This window comes from Desemzia sp. AGC72 (genome assembly GCF_057334175.1).
Window position 1 is genome coordinate 286,177 of sequence record NZ_JBHFIG010000021.1, and the last position, 16,068, is coordinate 302,244.

Sequence of the window (16,068 nt, forward strand, 5' to 3'; positions counted from 1 at the left end):
AAATACTTAGTGGCTATTTTTTATGCCTGAAGGGCGGTGATTAATTGGGATTATGGAATTATTTACGTGGAATCATTGGTGGTTACCAGGTTTCCGATTGGACTTTTATTGAAGAAGAATATGACAAGGTTCATCTGAAGCAAGCTGCACTTGATACAGTTTTAGGGCGTATCACAGCTAGTGCAAGTTTAGTTGATTTTAGAACAAGTGATGAGGAACTCTCTTACTTGCTGAATATCGCTCCTAACTCAAACGATAATGCGAAAGACTTTCGAACTAAGTTATTAAAGACGCTTATCTTAGATGAAGAGTGTCTTGTCGTTCAAATTAACGATCGATGGTATATAGCTGACAGCTTCACCGCTGATGATAAGGTTTTAGCTGAAAAAACATACAGCAATATCTATATTAGCGGAATGGAACTGAGAAAAACATTTAAAGCCAGTGAAGTTTACCACTTTAAGTACCACAACAAGAAGTTGCGAAAGCTTATTGCTGAACTAGATAACTCTTATGCAAATCTATTTAGTAGATTGATTGAAATTCAGTTGAGGCAAAGCCAGCTAAGAATTTACGCTAAATTTAAAGGTTCAGTAACTGATCCGGCTAAACAAGCAGAAGAGCAATCTAAATATAAAGATTATTTAAAAGGTCTGTCTACGGCGCTTAGAAAAAATGCAGTTGTTGTTTCTCCTCGAAATGAGTCGTATGACCTGGAAGAAAAAACGGACAATTACCTTGGTAGATCCGTCGATGAACTACAAAAAATGGAAAATATTTATATAGCGAAGGTGGCAAATGCATTGCAGTTGTCGCCTCTTTTATTTACCGGAGATTTAGCGGATGTGTCTCAGCATGAAAAAAATGCGATTAAATATGCTATTCGTCCTTTGTTTGAAATTATCACAACTGAAATAAATAAAAAATATTTTGGTCGTGAGTATACACCTGATCTGATTGCTAATGTAACGCCATTGACCTACAACAATGAATTTGAGATGGCGAAAGACATTGAGAAATTAGTGGGAAGCACAGTCTTCACTCCTGATGACGTCTTAGAAATGTTAGGACGTAAAAGAACTGAAGAACCAGAAATGATGAAACACTACATTACTAAGAATATGGAAGAACTATCAACGAAAGGGGGTGAGAACGAAAATGCCGAAAATTAAAAACGTGCCGTTTGAATTTACAAATGAATCAAAAGATGGAAAACATATTCTCACCTTAAGTGGGGTTATCCGGAAACGTTACTGGGATGATGACAAGTCAATTGATGCAAAGTTAGTGAGCGATTCACTGGATGACGTGACGGAAGATATTGTCATTTATTTAAATTCAAATGGTGGAGATGTCTTTCAAGGGATTGAAATTTACAACTATTTAAAAAACCATCCAAGTCACATTACAGTTGAAGTAACTGGCACAGCAGCAAGTGCAGCAACATTTATTGTAGCTGGGGCTGACGAAGCAGTTATGAATACAGGAACGTCATTTATGGTCCATGAAGCCAGTTCTTTTGCTTGGGGTAATAAATCAGATTTGAAAAAAGTATTGAATGCTTTAGAAACAATCGATGAATCCATTATTTCTATTTATGTAGAAAAGACAGGTCAATCCAGTGAGCAACTAACTACCTGGATGGAAGAGGAAAAATGGTTCACTGCGGAAGAAACTGTAAAGTACGGTTTCGCCAATAAAGTGAAAGAAAAATCTGATTCTATCAATGATCAAGTTGATATTGCTGCGTTGATCAATAGCACTGTAGCGCAAGCATTAGAAAAATTCGCTGCGCAAGCAACAGCACAACCACCTATTAATGAAACACCTGAACCACCAAGACAAAAATCACTATTAAACAAGTTGAGAAAAGGGGAATAATAAAATGCCATTAAAAATTACAGACAAAACCGCAGAAGCGAGAGTTAAGTTCAACAATGTTTCTTCAAAAGAGGATGCTACTCCGGAACAAATCAATGCTGCTATGGAGGAATATATCACTGCCATTGCAGAAGATGCAGGAAAACAAGTGCGTGATGAATATGAAGAGTTAAAAAATGTTAATGACAATCAAATTCTTCAAGCACGAGGAATTCATGTTCTTACTGCTGAAGAAAATGCCTACTACAATGAAGTAATTAAAACTGGTGGATTAGACACAGAACTATTAACACCACCAACAATCATTGAACGTGTTTTTGAAGACATGCAAGAAGAACGTCCTTTGCTAAAACTAATTACATTTACACCAGGGATTGGAAGTAAAAAAATTATCCGTGGTCGCCGCAAAGGGAAAGCCGTATGGGGACCGCTTCACAGAGACTTAGAAGGTCAATTAGATGCAGAATTCGATGCAACAACAAACGAACTACACAACTTGACTGCATTCTTCTTAATTTCAAATGACACTTTAGACTTAGGACCACGTTGGATTGACCGTTACGTTCGTCTATGTTTAAAAGAAGCAACTATGGAAGCTTGGGAAGAAGCAATCGTTCTAGGTACAGGTAATAACCAACCAATTGGTATGATGAAAGATTTAGACGCTCCAGTTACTGGTGGAGTCTATGCTGACAAAGAAAGTGTTGGAACATTAACTTTCAAAGATGCTGCAACTATGGTAAAAGAGTTCGCAGGAGTAATGAAGAAAATGTCTCAATACACTCACAAAATTGGTGACGATGATGAAGGAGAAGCTAAAACTCGTCGGGTACGTGGTAACGTTAAGTTACTAATCAACCCAGCTAATTATTTCGACATTATTGCGCGAGTTACCACTCAAAACGCAAATGGAGTGTTTGTTTCAAACTTGCCATTTATTCCAGAAACTGACATCGTGGAATCAATTTATGTACCTGAAAATAAATTGATTGCATTTTTAGATGGAGATTACGAGGCTTCTGCTTCTAATAGCGATCGCATTTACGTTTACAAAGAAACTTTTGCAATGAAACGTGCAACACTTTATGCAATTGATTTATTTGGAGACGGAGAACCAACTAACAACGATGCTGCTCAGATCTATGATATTGCAATTCCGGTTGAAGGAAGTACACCAACAGCTCCAGAAGAAACACCAGTTGTTCCAGCAGGATAAAAAAACTTTAGGAGGAAACACTAATGGCTAAATTTAAAGCAGACATCAAATTCAGAGGAATCAAAGAAGGTAAAACTTTTGAAAAAAGTGAAGAATTTGAAATGACCGTTAAACGAGCTGACGAAATTCAAGCGAACATTAAAAAAGATTATGACATTGATCAAGTCATGACTCGTATTGATAAAGAAGATTCAGGAGACAACAAAGAATCTGAAGATAAATAATAGGGGTGAACTGATATGGAGAATGTTTCCGATGAGTTAGATCCCGTCATCTTAGAAGAATTAAAAGAGTACATTCATGTGCTCACTGCAGATGATGATAATAATCTTAAAAGACTACTGAAGACGGCTCACTCCACTTTAATTCGTTGGTGTGGGTCGTTTGATTTAGAAAATGAAGAAGGTAAGCAGCTGGTCTATGACTATGTAAGATATATGAGAGCCGGCGTTAGTGAGTACTTTTATCAAAACTTTAAATCACAAATTATTAGTTTCGGGTTTGGTTTGATGGAGGTGCCGAAAGATGATGAAATATCTGAAGAAGAATGAATTGGTTGAAATTGTCTATAACGACGGAATCGTTGAGCTGAAAAGCAAGGTTCCGATGAAAGATGACTACGGGACTCCATTACCTGGTAAATACACTTATCAAACCAAAACAAAATCATGGTGGCGTACGTTGGGAATCACTAGTCAAGAAGTGATCGATGCAAAAACGGTTGACCAAGAATTAACTAAGAAAATAGGCATCCCTGGCAATCAAGAAATCGATACTAGTTGGCGAGCGTTTATTGGTAAAAAGCAATTTGAGTTGTTTCGTTGTTTTTACAATTACAAGAATGATGAAACAGAAATTAGTCTGGTGGAGGTGGATGGGTGAGCAAAAAGAAACTAATCTTTGATACCGTTAAAAATTTAGGTATTGATATCAGCTATAGTCAATCCACTTCCTCCAATTTACCAAAAGTTGTTTTTTCTTTTGTGTCTAATCGATCTACTCGATTGAGCAATAGGAAACACACAAAACACGTCAGATACCAGCTCATGTATTACTCAGATAGGGCTTTAGATGTCGAAACGGATGAATCCTTATTAAGTATCGAAAACGCCTTAGAAAGCGCAGGATTGACGACTACAGACTGGATGGAAATCACAGATGTAGACACTGATACTGAGCTTGGTTATTTCGATTATTTGATTGAGGTGATTTGATGGCGAAGCGAATTACGTTCGATATGCAGAAATGGATTACAGATCCAGAGGCGTATCCTATGGTGCAAAATCGCAAAATAACCCCGTTGAAGCAATACGATCCCGTGCTCGGTCTTTTTGGAGTTAGAGTATCAGATGGAGATGTATTGATTGAAAGAGATGACGGCCGTTGGTTCGCTATCCCTGAAGATGTTTATCGAAATATACGCGAGGTGACCTGATGGATTCTTTTGGATTCGATGATATCGTAAATGATTTCAATCGATTTGAACAGAACGCTGATCAAGCGCAACCTGAAGTAAAGAAGTACGCTATCAAAATGCGTGACCAAGCTCGTTCTATTGCAAAGTCAAAAGGTCTAGCAAAAACTGGTGCCGGAGTTTCCGGTATCGATATTGAAGAAAAAGTAAATGAAATCATTGTTGGTTGGGGTCAACGTCCTAACTTTCACTTGTACTTCCACGAATTAGGGTTTCACGCGCTGGATAATCGTAAAGGGAAAATAAGAGTGCGACGGAATAACAAGAATCGCTCTAGACTTTATAGTTCTGTCAAAGCAACCTATGTCGCTCCTAAGCCACACATGCGTCCAGCATTTGATCAATTAGAACCAGAGTTTTATAACACAATACAAAACACATTAGAAAAAGGAGTGTAATATTACATGCCAACAACAACTTATACAAAGCAAGCTTTACTGAATGGTGCAGGTAGTCTTTACTTGCAAATGATGGAGACGGAGGAGACACCTTCTACACCACCGATTTATGGGGATGAGGTATATGAGACTCCATCATTAGACAACTTGAGTATGTCCTTAGAATTAAACGAAAAACAAATTTGGTTATCAAACAAGCTGCATAGTGACTTATCAAACGTCCGTTTAGCGACTATCACAGTAGCAGCTGGTTATTTCCCACGCGGGTTTGCTGAAGAAGCTCAAGGAATGATTAAAGTGGGTGGCGGTTGGTCTATGCCGACGACTCCAAAGAAAAAACCATTCCGTTTGGCTGTTCCATTTACTGATGAAAATGGGGATGAACTTATTCTAAACTTCCCTAAATGCACATTGAGTCCTGTAGACATTAGTGGTGAATCTCGAAAAGAAGACACTACGGAACAAATCCCGCAATTCGCCATTAAAGCTGTAGCTCCTGATCATAAAGGAGACTTAGAAAAAGAGTTCGTATACCACAAAGTTGATTTAGCTGATCCGGAAAACAAAACAAAATACGATCGTGATTTACTATTGGTCAATGGTTGGTTCGATGATGCTTCATTGGCACTAAATGAAAAAGATGCTATCCCTGCAGGATAATAGATAGGAGAATGACACATGTCCGTTTTTGTTAAAAGTCTTAAAACATTTGAATCAGACGTTACTGGCGAAACAAGGGAGTACAAAATCAACAACGCTGTCTGGTTATTGATGAAATCGAAATACAAACTTACTCAGACCGAGTGGGCGCTGGGTTACCAGCAAGAAGAAGTATTGTACGGAGTCAAATTCATTTATTGCGTGTTGAAAGCAAACGGATTGGATGTTACTGAAAAAGAGATTTTAGACAATACGGATGCTATGGACGTAATGAACTTCACATTTGCATACCAAACTGCAATGATGCCTAGTGCAAGTGATGAAGATGAACAAGACGAAAATGAAGAAGAGGGGAAGTAGAGGAGCCCGATTGGGACTTCCTCTATTTTTTATCTAAAGAATTTTTTCATATGACTCAAAGTGAATTTATGTATGATCATGACTATTCTACTATTGTTGATCTGTTAAATAGACATATGGAATTTCATGGTATGGCAGAAAAAGAAAAAAATGAAAAATCAGAAACATCAAACCCGAGGGAATTCTTTATATAGAATTCTCTTTTTTTGTACGCAAGGAGGTGAACATATTTGGCATTAAGAAAAGCCGGAATCAGTTTGACGTTAGAAGGGCAAGCGGCTTATAAAGCTGGACTAGCAGAAATCAATCGTGAGCAGCGTTTACTATCTGAACAATCTAAATTGGCGGTGGCTCAACTTGGAACACAGGCAAGTCGTCAGCAGACCTATTCAACAAACATGGACAACTATTCCAAAAGAATCCAGTCTGCAGCTGATAAAACGCAAAAGTTTAAGAATCGCCAAAAAGAATTACCTGGTATTCAAAACCAAATCAGCAACAGTATCAAGAATACGAATGATGCTTATCGTGATTCCGCAAGAGAAACAGATCGCTTAAAAAATAATTATGATCAAATGCGTAGGGCTTTAGGTAGCAATCATGAGGAAACTCAAAAGGCGAAAGCTGCATACCAAGCTTCGAAAGAAGAGACAAAAGGTCTCAGCAAAGAAATTAAAAACCTGGAGCGAGCTTACAGTAGCAATGAGAAAGAGTTATCTGACTTACCATTCAGTCTAAACAAAGCAGAACTAGCCACTCAACAACTCCGGAATGAAGCTCAAAAACTTCACGATGAATATCGTAATGCCGGCGGACGAATGGCAGAAACTGCAGAGAACTACCAGAAGTTTGGGAACACCATGACAAACGTTGGTGGATCGATGCAGAATATAGGCGGGAAATTGACCACTGGAGTAACTCTTCCATTGGCTGGTTTAACAGCTGCTGCTTTAACTGCTGGGGTTGCATTTGAACAACAAATGAGTCGAGTAGGTGCAATTGCTGGTGCCACTGCTGAGGAACTGAAACAGCTGACTGATCAAGCGAAAGAATTAGGCGCAACAACTGCTTTTAGTGCAAGTGAAGTTGCAGCTGGGATGGAGAACATGGCTTCAGCTGGTTTTTCTACAGTTGAAATTTTGGCTTCTATGCCAGGAGTACTTGACTTAGCGGCTGTTTCTGGTGGGGACGTTGCACTCGCTTCTGAGGCTGCAGCAACTGCTGTTCGAGCCTTCAGTTTGGAAGCAGGAGACGCTGGCCACGTAGCAGACGTATTTGCACGAGCGGCAGCTGATACTAATGCGGAAGTTGCTGACATGGCAGAAGCGATGAAATATGCTGCGCCAATGGCGAATACTTTAGGTTTAAGTATTGAAGATACTGCGGCTGCGGTTGGTATTATGAGTGATGCCGGGATCAAAGGAAGTCAAGCTGGTACTACGTTGCGTGGTGCATTTACAAGATTGGCTAAACCTACAAAAGCTGCAGCTGAATCAATGTCTAAACTAGGTATTGAGATGTTTGACGCACAAGGGAATATTCTTCCTATGTCTGGTATCGTTACAGAACTACAAGATGGATTAGCTGGAATGACTAGTGAACAGAAAGCTTCTACACTAGCTATTATCTTTGGACAAGAAGCCATGTCCGGAATGATGACGTTAGTTGAAGCGGGTCCTGACAAAGTAGATGCATTGTCTACTAGTTTTGAGAACTCTGCAGGTGCAGCTGATGAAATGGCTAGAATGATGCAAGACAATGCAGCCGGAGCAATTGATGAAATGATGGGAGCTTTGGAAACTGCAGGTATTGAAATCACTCAAGCTTTAGCACCAACTATCAGAGATTTAGCTGGAGACGTTTCTGAATTAGTAGGACGATTTAGTGAGTTAGATGCTGAGACTCAACAGAATATTATCAAATGGGCTGCTTTTGCAATGGCGGCTGGTCCAGTACTCTCTATCCTCGGAAACATTACAAGCGGTGTTGGTACGTTGAGCAGTGGCATGGGGACTCTCGTTCAATGGTTCGGTAAAGTCACAACTCCGAAAACTGTTGGGGATATGACCACTGCACTTTCTACAATTGGCGGAGGTGCGACAACTACAGCAGCTCAAGTTGGTGGATTAACCACTATGATCGGTGGGTTGCCAGTTGTACTTGGAGTAGCTGGAGCTGCTCTTCTTGGATGGACTGCTTGGAAGGTTTGGGGTGAAGATGCATACAACGCTTCTGAAAGAACCAAACAATGGGGAGTAGACATTGGAGAAACAGCTACCAATGCTTTGAATGATTTCCAAAATCTATCGAACGAAGCAAGTCAAGCCACAGACTCTATGGCTTATAACGTTGAGGAAGGTGCTCAAAAAGCCATTGAATCCTATGGAGCAATGAGAGATAGTCTTGTTTCGGATATTCAAGAAACGGTTCGAGAATCCCAAGAAGTATTCTCGGAATTGCCACCAAAAGTTCAAGAAATGTTAAAAGAAGCTTTTAATGCTGATACTGCGGAACAACAAGCTTTAGTGGAAGAGATTGGGGCTATTCAAGCTGATATTACTTCTATCTATGAAACGGCTATGGCAGAAAATAGAGAGCTGACAGAAGCTGAACTGACTTTAGTTGAAAATTATCATAATAGGTTGGGCGAGCTTAGACGAGAAAGTCTGGAATTGAGCGCAGATGAACAAGAGGCTGTGCATGAAGCCATGCAAAAAGACTTAGAACAATTCTCGCTGAACCAACTCTCTGAAAGACAAAAAATGTTAGACAGCGAGCGTGACTTATTACAAACCAGTTATGAGGAACAAGCTGCTCTCATTAAAGACAAAGCGAATAACACTCATGAATATAATGAAATGATGAAGGTTCTTGATCAAGAGCACTACAATGACATGGTCGAAATAGGCAAGGAAATGATGAAGGTCTGGGAAGCACGTGGGGACATTCCAGAAGCAGAACAACGCAGACAGTTGGAAGCTATGGGATTAAACTACGAGAAAATCAAAGGCATTCTTTCTATGGAAGAACATGCTATTGAAAACTCAACAAACAATATGATTGTGACTTCTGAGAAAGCTACAGCTGAAGCTCGTAAGGCAAACGATACGTGGAACGGTATGGAGTTCTTCGACAAAGAAGGTAAGTTAGTAACTAATGCAATCGAGAAAATTCAAGAAGCTAGTCAGACTGAGGAAGGTTGGAATAATCTTCAGTACATCATGAAACATGCTGAATTAGATACCAATTCTAAGGAAGCTATTCAAGATGCTTTGATGGCAAACGGTATGTGGTGGGAGATGGACTTCCCTGCTCAGTTCGCAGATATCGAAACAAATGCAGGAACCGTTGCTAATTACTTTTTAGATGCGAATGGAAAATGGGAAGGTTTATCCTACGAAACTAAAACAGCTATATTGGCAACTAATTCAACTGAACAACTGAGACAAGTTCTTATTGATACAGGCGTGTGGGAGAACCTTAATTTATCTGAACAAGAAATGTTGATGACAACCAACGCTGGTCAAGCTGCAAGAATTGCTCTGGAAGCTCAAGGTTTGTGGAATTTGCTGGAACCTCAAGAAAAAGAGATGGTCATGTCTTCAAATGCTACAGATAAGGCTATTGAAGCTGTCAATGCTAGTTTCACTTGGAATGGAACCAATTGGGTTCGTAAAGATATCGTAGTGAAAAGTGATGCTCCTCAAAAAGCTGAAGCTGGTTTAAAAGCTGAACAAAGATGGAATGGTACGAAATGGCAGCCTAAAAAAGCAAACGTTAGTACCAATGCTCCGGAAACAGAAAGTAAATTGAGGTACGCGAATAAGTACCACAATGCTACCACTTGGAATCCTAAAAAAGCTCTTGTCAATACTAACTCTCCAGATACGCAAACTAAGTTGAGACATGCTAATGCTTATTTCTTAGGTACTAAGTGGAAATCTAAATCAGCTAACATCAACACTAATGCTCCTAGTACGCAAGAAAAGCTTAGATACGCTAATGACTTTTTCAATAGCATTCGAAACAAGACGAGAACATTTACCTTAGAATACAAAACTATCGGTTCTGCAAAGGCAGCTGGTACAGGTATATTCAAAGAAAAAGGGACGAATTACCATTTAGGTGGTCCTATGATTGTCAATGACCAAAAAGGTCCAACGTATAAAGAGTTGATCACTTATCCGAACGGGAAGTCATTTGTACCTGAAGGGAGAAATGTGTTCATTCCAAATGCTCCTAAAGGTACTAAGGTATTGAAAGCATCGTTGACTAAACCATTGATTCCTAAATATGAAAAAGGAATTGGGTATGACGAACGATCTATTAGAAGTGCTAACGCTCAACCAGCAGTAAGTATCAATATTGAAATCAAAGATCCGGTTGTTCGTGAGGAACAAGATATTAATAAAATTTCTAATGCTGTAGTTGAAAAAATCACACTCAATACTCAACTCAAAAATTTATTTAACAAAGGAAGGGGAGGCGCCTATGCCGGAGCATAATGCATTAATTATAAACGGACGGTCTACTGGTGACCTTCCGTTTTTTTGTGGAGTTGAAGAAAACAGTTCACCAACTAGAGCCGAAAAGAAAAATAAATATCATGATTTAGATATGGTCAATGGTGTTGCTGTTCAAACAATTGACGCCTGGTCAGCTGTTCCTAAGACATATCAATTCTATCTTCATGATGCGACTAAATCCGATGTGAGAAAGCTGAAAGCATTTATCGGCTATGACGGCTGGTTCACTCCTTTTGATGATCCTGATATTCGGTATGTATTTGTAAATGCTGTCTTTAGTTCTGAGCCACTCGATGAATTCAATGGTTACAAAGTCACAGTAACTTTTACTTGTGAGCCTTTTGAATACGAACCGGAAAAAGTCAGCACTTTAGGAAGTTCCATCACGAATCATACTACCGCTCCTATGTATCCAAGAATCGTTATTGATGGAATGATCGCTACAAGTACCTTCTTGCAAATCGGAAGTCAGCGAATGACTTTTCCAAATGGCATCGATACTTCAGTAACAATCGAATGCAAACACGGTCTGCAAAATGTGTTTGATAAGACAGGCAACAAAATCAACAGCAAAGTAAGAGGTCCATTTTTTGAAATTCCTCCTGGCACTCACTCAATAACTAAAGGCAGCGGAATAACAAACATCCGAATCACTGAAAGATGGGGGTGGTTATAGTTGTTATTTTTATATCCAAAAAACACAACTGATTTTACAAATAACGGAGATCCAATCCATCATTCATATGATGAACATGTCATTAGGGATGACGGGTTTTATTTAACGTTCAATCTTCTCTTGGATAAAGAAGAAGGGTATAAAAAAGTAAAAAAAGAAATGATTATCGGAGCAAATACTCCAGATGGCCCTAACCAGTTTAGGGTTTATGATGTCAAAAAGAAAAACACTCATGTAGAAGTTACCGCTGTCCAACTAATGTATGATTTCGATAATAAAGAGGTCAATCCATTCTCGGTTAAAAACGCAACTGGTAATCAGGTAATTACTAAATTTAGAAGCTCATTCAAATCAGCTTTAGGTCAATTTACAATGGATTCATCAGTGAACGAGGTCCATGACTTCACCACAAATGAAGTAGAGGATGACACTCCAAGTCATAATGCATTAGAAGTCTTAAATCGAATCACTAGTCGATGGGATAGCGAATTAATGCTGAACGGCTTTGACATCCGAATGATCAAACGACTAGGACAGAAAACTGATGCATTGCTTTATGAAAAGAAAAACATCAGTGAGTTTGAAGATTCTTCTTCAGTCAGTGGAATGGCCACAAGGATCCACGCAACAAGCAAATTTACTCCTGAAGGAAAAGAAAATGAAGTGACTTTGTCTGTTACGGTCGATAGTCCATTGATCAATGAATATGCGCAGATTTATGAAAAATCGTTTGTTAATAACGAATGTCGAACTGAAGCAGAATTGATTGCTTGGGTGAAATTGAAGTACAGCACGGAAAACATCGATAAACCAAGTCGCTCCATCACAGTCGCTACGAATATTATTGATGGTACGGAAATTAATTATGGTGATGATTTGGTGTTGAAATACCTGGTGCATGATGTTGATGAAGTCATTCGTTGCGTGGGCTACGACTACGATCCTATTCGTAAAACCTACTACAGCGTTACTTTGGGTGACTGGAAAGATTCATTTTTGAATACTGTTACTAGCAACATTGTTGATTCAACAAATAAACAGCTTAATCAACTGAAAAAGAATGTCACGTATGTCTTGATGTCTGCAAATGGTAAAAATAGAACAGCTTATGGTCCTAACCCGGTGCCTAATCCGATTAACGGAGATATGTGGTACTACTACGAATCTGATCGACCGAACGATGTGGAACTACGGATTTTTAATGACGGTTTTTGGGAGCCTATTAATTTTGCGACTAAAGAAGAAGTTGAGGGAGCTTTAGCTGAAGCAGAAGAAGCCAAACAGGAAGCAATTGAATCTTATAACAACGCTATTACTGACGCAGTAACCTACACCAACACCAAGGCGCAAGAATTTGATACTAAACTACTCGCAGTCAATCAAGAAGTAGCAAACGTCACTCAGTCAGCAAATACTGCGGTAACCCAAGCAAATAAAGCTATTGAAGACGCAGGGTTTGCTAAAGCAGATGCTGCTTCTGCTAGACAAGCAGCATCTGCCGCTTCAGGAAGTGCATTGGAAGCAATTGGGTTAGCTCAGCAAGTAAACACTAACGTCAATACATTAACATCGAATTATGACACTTTGACTCAAACGGTCAGTGCTAAAGCTGAGAAATCAACGGTAGAAGTAGTAAGTGGAATCGTCAATCGCCATACCAACGAGATATCTGCAAATGCTGAGGCCGTTAAACTCAGGTTGACCTCTGCACAAGTGGATAATCTGGTCAGTCAAAAAGGGTATGCGACTACAAATCAATTGACAGCAACCAGCGGTAGTCTTACTAGTTTGATTACTGGTGTGCAGACTAATTTGGATAACTTGGAGATTAGCGGACGTAATTTACTACTTGATTCTAAAAGAATTGAAATAACACCCACCACTCGATATATAACTAAAAGACTAAGCAAGCCCATATTACCAAACCAAAAGTACACCATATCCATTGGTTACAGAGAGTACGTTACGAAAACTGTTAGTCATGATTCTGTTTTAGTTTCTCCTCGGGATGATAGAGGAGGGACAACTACAAGTATAGGTGATGCTGTGGGTTCAGCATACACGGTTCCTATCGGTGGTAGCGTTACAAGTGAATTTACTAATACTAACCAAGTGATTGACACGATATTATTTTATAGTGCCGATCAAAATATCGTCTCTGGAAATAAAGAGTTTTACTTTGATGTAAAAGTTGCTGAAGGAGAAAAAAATACAGGTTGGACACCCGCACCCGAAGATCAAGCAACAAAAACAGAGTTCACTGAAATCAATCAAACAGTAAATTCATTAAGTAGCAGAGTTGGCAACAGCGAGGGGCAACTGTCAGCTTTAGAATTGAGAGTAACTGGTGTTCAAACAACTGTTGCAAGCAAAGCGGATAAGTCACAAATTACTCAGTTATCTGGACAAATTACTAGTGTTGTAACTGATTTTGACAATTTGGAAATTGGCGGGCGTAACATACTATTAAACTCAGAAATTATCGGGGTTTTGTCAAACAACAATTCTTCTTATCCCGTCAACCAGGAAACTTTATCTGAGGGAAGTATAAAATTCAGAAGAATTACTGCCCACCCTACAATCGGCAATGGCTACATTTCTTTATATGAATCAATTAGAGGTACTGATATTGCTGATAGAAATTGGAAAGGTAAAGATATTGTCTTTTCGCTTAGATTTAGAACAAATCATGCTGTAAACTTTATGTTTAGACCTTGGTTAGTTGTAAATGGAACTAATATTTATGGCGAGTACAGAGAAGTCATGGGTAACGGTAATTGGCGAGAAGTGTCTTTCACCTTTAAAAACTTTAGTAGTGATATAAGTAGTACAGATATTATCCGTTTTATGCCTTCGATTTCTGTAAATATGCGAGGGTATTATTTAGATTTAAGAGGGTATCAGATAGAGTTTGGAAACAAAGCAACTGACTGGTCTCCAGCTCCAGAAGACATGGCGACGTCTACTCAATTAACTCAATTATCAGATAGTTTAAACGCTCGAATCGTTGAAAAAGGTCAAGTAGTCGCTCAATTCAACATGGACAATGGCACTACCTTAATCCAGAATAAAAAGCTTTTACTAGACGCCAACACCTACATCATGGGAACTACTTTTGCAAATGATGTAAAAGCTAAATCATTAGAAGCTGTCTATGCAGATATCGCTACGTTAAAAACCAAAGTACTAACAGCCGATGTCATTACTTCAACTATGCTTAAATCTGATACGGCCTTGATTGATAAAATCTTTGCTACCGACGCAAACGTCAATAGATTGACGGCCAAGACAGCGTTTATCAATTCGGTGAAAGCAATTGATATAGCTGCAGACAGAATTACTACAGGAACCTTAAATGCGGCAAACGTTAATATCATCAACTTGAGCGCAAGTAAAATTGTAGCAAGCAGTTTATCCGCTTTAACAACAAATACAGGAGCTTTGAATGTAACGGATTGGTTAACTTTCAGCACAGACAATAAAGGTATAAGAGCAACATATGATTTTGGAGATCAGTTAGGAGGTTCTTTTGATCCTAGATGGTTTGTTGGAAATTATACTTTAGGGTATCGGTACATGAAATTTTTAGCGGATGTTTATACAGTGAGTGCTAGTGGTGGACGAGGTAATTATGGTTACTATTCAGAAACCTTTTACGGCCCAGATTATTTCAAACTGAGACAGTATAATAACTCAACAATGACAAGATTACTGACTCGGATTGATATGAGGTCGGAATATATTAGTTTATCTACGTCATTCGATGAAACTAAAATCTATTTGAATGCAAATGGAGATACCTTCTTTGCAGGAAATATGCAAGTTAATGGCGATTTGTGGATTGGGAACTTAAAAGCATTGAAAGCTTATTACGTTCAAGCGCCGGAAACAGCAAACAATTTGTATATAAATGGTGGTCGTAATGATTTAGGGTCTATGAGGTTTGGTGTAGATGGCAGCACTCTAAACGGTGGAAGACTAATTTCTAGTGATTCGGTTTATCACAGAACCTACTCTTCAGCGTCTAATGTAATTGTTTGGGACACAGGAACCATCGGTCGTTCGGTTTCTGCTAGAAAATACAAACTCAATATTGAATCTAATAATTTATTAGAAACGGCATTAAAAACTTTGTCCATCAGTCCAAGCAGCTGGCATGATAAAGCTGAAGTAGAAAGTATTGCTAAAACTATGAGTAATGGTACTGAACAAGAGTTAGATCCTAACTTTAGATTGAAGAGACATTATGGGTTTGTAGCAGATGAGTTCCATGAAAAAGGAGCTACTGAAGTAGTGATGTACGATTCAAAGGGTGAAGTAGAAGGGTTGGCATATGATCGTATCTCTATGTACCATCACGAATTGATCAAAGATTTATACCACAAAATCGAACAGCAAGAAAACAAAATCAAAGAACTGGAGAGGAAAACAGCCTAATGAAATCAATCAAATTACAGAACCAAGATTTAACACCAGCTATCTTATTTCTAAAATCACTTTCAGTGAACGGAAAAGCTACACGAGGGAAACAAAAATTTATTGAGCGTTTGATCGAGAAAAACAGAGAGTATGCTGCTCAGGAACAAGACATCTTAAAGCCGTATTGTCGATTAGATGAGGGCGGGGAATTGATTGTCCTGGAAAATGGCGCTATTGAGTTTAAGGAAGATACAACTGTTGATCAAAAAGAAAAACTAGCTAAAGATCGTGAAGAACTGAATCGAGAAGAGGCTGAAATCTCTTTTGTGGAGCACAGCAGCAAATATGAGGCTCTCTTTCAAACTTTAGAAAACTGGGAGTCACCGATCGAACCGGAGTATAGCTTTATCTATGACAAATTGATGGACCAATATGAATTAAACGAGGAGGAAAAATAA

Annotated in this window: 15 protein-coding genes; all 15 read left to right on the forward strand. The window is 38.8% G+C overall.

What is annotated here, in order from left to right; all coding sequences use genetic code 11:
* Positions 1 to 44 precede the first annotated feature (44 nt).
* Positions 45 to 1,172 (forward strand): phage portal protein, encoded by a 1,128-nt coding sequence (locus ACE025_RS10395; protein ID WP_485939604.1) that lies wholly within the window; start codon positions 45 to 47, stop codon positions 1,170 to 1,172.
* Complete coding sequence (locus ACE025_RS10400; RefSeq protein WP_485939605.1) at positions 1,159 to 1,881, forward strand: head maturation protease, ClpP-related; 723 nt, start codon at positions 1,159 to 1,161, stop codon at positions 1,879 to 1,881. Before ACE025_RS10395 ends, ACE025_RS10400 begins: the two co-directional genes overlap by 14 nt.
* A gap of 4 nt (positions 1,882 to 1,885) precedes the next feature.
* Positions 1,886 to 3,097 (forward strand): phage major capsid protein, encoded by a 1,212-nt coding sequence (locus ACE025_RS10405; protein ID WP_485939606.1) that lies wholly within the window; start codon positions 1,886 to 1,888, stop codon positions 3,095 to 3,097.
* 23 nt (positions 3,098 to 3,120) lie between these two features.
* Positions 3,121 to 3,321 (forward strand): hypothetical protein, encoded by a 201-nt coding sequence (locus tag ACE025_RS10410; RefSeq protein ID WP_485939607.1) that lies wholly within the window; start codon positions 3,121 to 3,123, stop codon positions 3,319 to 3,321.
* A 15-nt stretch (positions 3,322 to 3,336) separates the two neighbouring features.
* Complete coding sequence (locus ACE025_RS10415; protein ID WP_485939608.1) at positions 3,337 to 3,648, forward strand: head-tail connector protein; 312 nt, start codon at positions 3,337 to 3,339, stop codon at positions 3,646 to 3,648.
* On the forward strand, positions 3,623 to 3,979 hold the full coding sequence (locus ACE025_RS10420; RefSeq protein ID WP_485939609.1) for a hypothetical protein: 357 nt from the start codon (positions 3,623 to 3,625) through the stop codon (positions 3,977 to 3,979). The genes ACE025_RS10415 and ACE025_RS10420 overlap by 26 nt, the downstream gene beginning before the upstream one ends.
* The gene (locus tag ACE025_RS10425; protein WP_485939610.1) at positions 3,976 to 4,311 is read left to right on the forward strand and encodes a hypothetical protein; all 336 of its coding nucleotides are present in this window, start codon (positions 3,976 to 3,978) and stop codon (positions 4,309 to 4,311) included. The genes ACE025_RS10420 and ACE025_RS10425 overlap by 4 nt, the downstream gene beginning before the upstream one ends.
* A complete protein-coding gene (locus ACE025_RS10430) occupies positions 4,311 to 4,532 on the forward strand; it encodes a hypothetical protein (protein WP_485939611.1) in 222 nt (73 codons plus the stop codon). The genes ACE025_RS10425 and ACE025_RS10430 overlap by 1 nt, the downstream gene beginning before the upstream one ends.
* A complete protein-coding gene (locus ACE025_RS10435) occupies positions 4,532 to 4,969 on the forward strand; it encodes a hypothetical protein (RefSeq protein ID WP_485939612.1) in 438 nt (145 codons plus the stop codon). The genes ACE025_RS10430 and ACE025_RS10435 overlap by 1 nt, the downstream gene beginning before the upstream one ends.
* 6 nt (positions 4,970 to 4,975) lie before the next feature.
* The gene (locus ACE025_RS10440; protein ID WP_485939613.1) at positions 4,976 to 5,629 is read left to right on the forward strand and encodes a hypothetical protein; all 654 of its coding nucleotides are present in this window, start codon (positions 4,976 to 4,978) and stop codon (positions 5,627 to 5,629) included.
* A gap of 18 nt (positions 5,630 to 5,647) precedes the next feature.
* Positions 5,648 to 5,989, forward strand: coding sequence for a hypothetical protein (locus ACE025_RS10445; protein WP_485939614.1), 342 nt, complete (start codon positions 5,648 to 5,650; stop codon positions 5,987 to 5,989).
* Positions 5,990 to 6,219: 230 nt separating this feature from the next.
* Positions 6,220 to 10,494: a phage tail tape measure protein gene (locus ACE025_RS10450; RefSeq protein WP_485939615.1), complete on the forward strand. Its 4,275-nt coding sequence runs from the start codon at positions 6,220 to 6,222 to the stop codon at positions 10,492 to 10,494.
* Positions 10,481 to 11,191, forward strand: a complete 711-nt coding sequence (locus ACE025_RS10455) for a hypothetical protein (RefSeq protein ID WP_485939616.1) — start codon at positions 10,481 to 10,483, stop codon at positions 11,189 to 11,191. Before ACE025_RS10450 ends, ACE025_RS10455 begins: the two co-directional genes overlap by 14 nt.
* On the forward strand, positions 11,192 to 15,628 hold the full coding sequence (locus tag ACE025_RS10460; protein ID WP_485939617.1) for a hypothetical protein: 4,437 nt from the start codon (positions 11,192 to 11,194) through the stop codon (positions 15,626 to 15,628).
* Complete coding sequence (locus ACE025_RS10465; protein ID WP_485939618.1) at positions 15,628 to 16,068, forward strand: DUF1617 family protein; 441 nt, start codon at positions 15,628 to 15,630, stop codon at positions 16,066 to 16,068. The genes ACE025_RS10460 and ACE025_RS10465 overlap by 1 nt, the downstream gene beginning before the upstream one ends.

What these genes read in the sequence shown, in the direction of transcription:
- ACE025_RS10400 (WP_485939605.1), top strand. Translation starts at nt 1,159, where the DNA reads ATGCCGAAAATTAAAAACGTGCCGTTTGAATTTACAAATGAATCAAAA.
- ACE025_RS10405 (WP_485939606.1), top strand. Translation starts at nt 1,886, where the DNA reads ATGCCATTAAAAATTACAGACAAAACCGCAGAAGCGAGAGTTAAGTTC.
- ACE025_RS10410 (WP_485939607.1), top strand. Translation starts at nt 3,121, where the DNA reads ATGGCTAAATTTAAAGCAGACATCAAATTCAGAGGAATCAAAGAAGGT.
- ACE025_RS10415 (WP_485939608.1), top strand. Translation starts at nt 3,337, where the DNA reads ATGGAGAATGTTTCCGATGAGTTAGATCCCGTCATCTTAGAAGAATTA.
- ACE025_RS10420 (WP_485939609.1), top strand. Translation starts at nt 3,623, where the DNA reads ATGATGAAATATCTGAAGAAGAATGAATTGGTTGAAATTGTCTATAAC.
- ACE025_RS10430 (WP_485939611.1), top strand. Translation starts at nt 4,311, where the DNA reads ATGGCGAAGCGAATTACGTTCGATATGCAGAAATGGATTACAGATCCA.
- ACE025_RS10435 (WP_485939612.1), top strand. Translation starts at nt 4,532, where the DNA reads ATGGATTCTTTTGGATTCGATGATATCGTAAATGATTTCAATCGATTT.
- ACE025_RS10440 (WP_485939613.1), top strand. Translation starts at nt 4,976, where the DNA reads ATGCCAACAACAACTTATACAAAGCAAGCTTTACTGAATGGTGCAGGT.
- ACE025_RS10445 (WP_485939614.1), top strand. Translation starts at nt 5,648, where the DNA reads ATGTCCGTTTTTGTTAAAAGTCTTAAAACATTTGAATCAGACGTTACT.
- ACE025_RS10455 (WP_485939616.1), top strand. Translation starts at nt 10,481, where the DNA reads ATGCCGGAGCATAATGCATTAATTATAAACGGACGGTCTACTGGTGAC.
- ACE025_RS10465 (WP_485939618.1), top strand. Translation starts at nt 15,628, where the DNA reads ATGAAATCAATCAAATTACAGAACCAAGATTTAACACCAGCTATCTTA.